The organism is Belnapia sp. AC561 (genome assembly GCF_979252845.1).
Map to the genome: position 1 here is coordinate 1 of NZ_CEEDBP010000113.1, position 597 is coordinate 597.

A 597-nucleotide genomic window follows, 5' to 3' on the forward strand; every position below is an offset into this window, starting at 1 on the left:
TAGAGCGTTTTCCTATCAGTCTGCGTCATAGCCTGCGGCGGTAAAGTAGTTAGTGCACTCGGTTGGGGTGAAGGTGTCGATGATGCGGCCGATGGCCGCCCACAGGCCATCGAGGGTGCGTTCAGCTGCTGTGCGGAGCGCTGCCTTCAGCTTGGCGAAGGCCTGCTCGATTGGGTTGAAGTCCGGGCTGTAGGGCGGGAGGTAGAGCAGGTTAGCGCCTGCGGCCTCGATGGCGGCCCTGACGCCTGCGCCCTTGTGGCTGCCAAGGTTGTCCATGACGACGACATCGCCAGGGCGGAGCTCAGGCACCAGCACTTGGTCGACATAGTCCTGGAAGAGCGAGCCATTGATCGGCCCGTCGAGCACCATAGGCGCGATGATGCCGGTGTTGCGCAGGCCGGCGACGAAGGTGGTGGTCAGCCAATGGCCGTGCGGGATGGCGGCCCGCAGCCGCTTGCCCCGGAGCGCCCGGCCATGGGTCCGGGCCATGTTGGTCGAGGCCCAGGTCTCATCGATGAATACCAGCCGGTCCGGATCGAGGTCAGGCTGCGCCTCGAACCAGGCCCAGCGTCGCCTCAGGACGTCCGGGCGGTCCTG

Annotated in this window: 1 protein-coding gene; it reads right to left on the reverse strand. The window is 65.8% G+C overall.

The features are described 5' to 3' along the window. Positions 1 to 15 precede the first annotated feature (15 nt). Positions 16 to 597 (reverse strand): IS630 family transposase (locus AC0IW9_RS30360; RefSeq protein ID WP_471652033.1); only part of this gene is annotated, 582 nt, incomplete at its 5' end.